Source organism: Burkholderia sp., from assembly GCF_018375725.1.
Taxonomy (GTDB): domain Bacteria; phylum Pseudomonadota; class Gammaproteobacteria; order Burkholderiales; family Burkholderiaceae; genus Burkholderia.
This window is the reverse complement of record NZ_JAHACR010000456.1, coordinates 1-2,300: the sequence shown is the minus strand read 5'-3', so window position 1 is coordinate 2,300 and position 2,300 is coordinate 1. Positions and strand designations below refer to the sequence as shown.

Here is a 2,300-nt window from a genome sequence, read left to right as displayed (position 1 = left end):
TTCGAGCGGCTGTCGGCGACGCCGACAACCAGCGTATCAAAAATGCTCGACGCGCGCCGCACGAGATCCTCATGCCCGCGCGTCAGCGGATCGAACGTACCGGGATACACAGCGACTACCATGTCGCTCCTCCTGTCATCACGCAAATCGGAAGGCAGCCGTGCGACATGCGCGCCGCTGCCAAGATGGACACGCGTAGCCAAGCCGGCCCGGCGCCTCTTTGGAACGCGCATTATTCATCATTTTCGCGCCGCAGCAAATGATAGTGCACCGCCCCCGCCTTGCCTCGCTTCGCGACCTGCCAGCCGGCAAGCGCGGCGTGCGCGACGGGGTCCAGTTCGGCGCCGGTTTCGACGTAGAGCGCGCCGCCCGGCGCGACGAGCGGCGCGGTCAGCGCGATCGCCTTGTCGAGCACCGCCGGCTCGCCGAACGGCGGATCGAGGAACACGACGTCGAATCCGCCCGGCGCGAGGCCGGCCGCGAGCCGCAACGCGTCGGCCTCGACCACTTCGACGGTGCGCGCGCCGAGCTTGTCCTTGATCGCGCGCAGCTGCTGCGCGGCGCGCGCATGGCGTTCGACCATTACCACGCTCGCGGCGCCGCGGGACGCGGCTTCGAAGCCGAGCGCGCCGGTGCCGGCGAACAGGTCGAGGCAGCGCTGCCCTGCGAGGTCCTGACCGAGCCAGTTGAACAGCGTCTCGCGGACGCGATCGGGCGTCGGCCGCAGGCCGTCGAGATCGAGTACCGCGAGCGGCGTGCGTTTCCAGTCGCCGCCAATGATGCGAATCGTGTGCGGCTTGCCGCGGCTTGCGGGTGCCGCGGTGCGGCCAGATGAAGAACGGGACATACGGAAATATCGACATGGAGACCGGGCGCGAACCGTGCGCGCCGCCAAACAGGCGCACGTTACCACAGCGGCGTTGCGCTGCCGTAAACGACGCGCCGTGCCTGATAAAATGCGGGGTTTCGGCCGCCGAGCGCCGCGCCAGCGAGGGTGCGCAACGCGGTACGCACGCGAGCCCCGCCGCCGGCGGTCACGGCCCGCCCTCTTCCCGACGTCAGACCATGTTCAGTTTCTTCAAACGATTCAAGAAAACGCAGGAGCCGTCCGCCGCGGACTCGCCGGCAGCCGCCGAGGCGCAACCCGCGGCACAGCCGGCAGAAAGCCGGCCGGCCGACGCACCGCAGCCGGCCCCCGCATCGGCCGCGAGCGCCGACACCGGCAGCCAGCAGGCCGGCGCGCCGGACGTTGCCGCCACGGCACCGGCTGCGGCCGCCGTCGTGATGACCGTCACGCCGACCAACACGGGCCGCGACGAGGTGGTCGAGACGGTCGAGATCGTCCCGCCGCCCGCACCGGAAGCCGCCGCGAAGAAATCGTGGCTCGCGCGCCTGAAGTCCGGGCTCGCGAAGACGAGTTCGAGCATCACGAACGTGTTCGTCAGCACGAAGATCGACGAGGATCTGTATGAGGAACTCGAGACCGCACTGCTGATGTCCGATGCCGGCGTCGATGCAACCGAATATCTGCTCGGCGCGCTGCGTGAAAAGGTGCGCGCAGACCGGCTCACCGATCCGCAGCAGGTCAAGGGTGCGCTGCGTGAGCTGCTCATCGAACTGCTTTCGCCGCTCGAGAAATCGCTGATGCTCGGCCGCGCACAACCGCTCGTGATGATGATCGCGGGCGTCAACGGCGCGGGCAAGACGACCAGCATCGGCAAGCTGGCGAAGCACCTGCAGAGCTTCGACCAGTCGGTGCTGCTTGCCGCCGGCGACACGTTCCGCGCCGCCGCGCGCGAACAGCTGGCGATCTGGGGCGAGCGCAACAACGTGACGGTCGTGCAGCAGGAAAGCGGCGATCCGGCCGCGGTGATCTTCGATGCGGTCAGCGCCGCGCGCGCGCGCAGCATCGACGTGATGATGGCCGATACCGCGGGACGCCTCCCGACCCAGCTGCACCTGATGGAAGAGCTGAAGAAGGTGAAGCGCGTGATCGGCAAGGCGCACGACGGCGCCCCGCACGAAGTGCTGCTCGTGATCGATGCGAATACGGGACAGAACGCGCTCGCGCAGGTGAAGGCATTCGACGACGCGCTCGGTCTCACCGGCCTCATCGTCACGAAGCTCGACGGCACCGCGAAGGGTGGCATCCTGGCTGCGATCGCGCGGCAGCGTCCGGTGCCGGTCTATTTCATCGGCGTGGGCGAGAAAGTCGAGGATCTGCAACCGTTCAGCGCGGAAGAATTCGCCGACGCGTTGCTCGGCTGAACACCGCACGGCATGCCGGACTGAAGGCGCCC

3 protein-coding genes are annotated in these 2,300 nt (G+C 68.4%); 1 reads left to right on the top strand and 2 read right to left on the bottom strand.

The window, feature by feature from the left end; translation table 11 throughout:
• Together KH616_RS24310 and rsmD are read right to left on the bottom strand one after the other, a co-directional pair.
• Positions 1-122, bottom strand: a 122-nt coding sequence (locus KH616_RS24310) for an adenylyltransferase/cytidyltransferase family protein (RefSeq protein WP_292253774.1), incomplete at its 3' end; no start/stop codon positions are given.
• Positions 123-232: 110 nt separating this feature from the next.
• Positions 233-847 carry a 16S rRNA (guanine(966)-N(2))-methyltransferase RsmD gene (gene rsmD, locus KH616_RS24305; RefSeq protein WP_292253772.1) on the bottom strand — a complete coding sequence of 205 codons (615 nt, stop codon included), beginning with the start codon at positions 845-847 and terminating at the stop codon, positions 233-235.
• Positions 848-1,065: 218 nt separating this feature from the next.
• On the opposite strand from rsmD, the gene ftsY reads away from it, so the two are divergent.
• On the top strand, positions 1,066-2,268 hold the full coding sequence (ftsY, locus tag KH616_RS24300; RefSeq protein ID WP_292253770.1) for a signal recognition particle-docking protein FtsY: 1,203 nt from the start codon (positions 1,066-1,068) through the stop codon (positions 2,266-2,268).
• Positions 2,269-2,300: the final 32 nt, after the last annotated feature.

What these genes read in the sequence shown, in the direction of transcription:
- ftsY (WP_292253770.1), top strand. Translation starts at nt 1,066, where the DNA reads ATGTTCAGTTTCTTCAAACGATTCAAGAAAACGCAGGAGCCGTCCGCC.
- rsmD (WP_292253772.1), bottom strand. Translation starts at nt 847, where the DNA reads ATGTCCCGTTCTTCATCTGGCCGCACCGCGGCACCCGCAAGCCGCGGC.